At 66.4% G+C, this 211-nt stretch carries 1 protein-coding gene; it reads left to right on the top strand.

Annotated elements, in window-relative coordinates:
* Positions 1-211, top strand: a 211-nt coding sequence (locus ACLNEE_RS17135; RefSeq protein WP_412007476.1) for a hypothetical protein, incomplete at both ends; no start/stop codon positions are given.

The raw sequence follows: 211 nt of genomic DNA, 5'->3' as shown, positions 1-211 counted from the left end.
GACGGTGGGTGGCCCCACCAACCTTCAGGGCGGCGCCACCATCTCCAATGGCCTCACCGTTCAGGGCGGCGCCACAATCGACAACCTCAACGTCACGGGCCGCACCAACCTCCAGGGTGGAGCCACCATCTCCAATGGCCTCACCGTTCAGGGCGGCGCGAGAATCGACAACCTCAACGTGACCGGCCCCGCCAGAATTGGCGGTCCGCTG

The sequence above is a fragment of the Aphanothece stagnina RSMan2012 genome, from assembly GCF_046764815.1.
Classification (GTDB): Bacteria; Cyanobacteriota; Cyanobacteriia; order PCC-6307; family Cyanobiaceae; genus NIES-981.
Note: the sequence above shows the minus strand (reverse complement) of the source record. Positions and strands in the feature narration are given on the sequence as shown.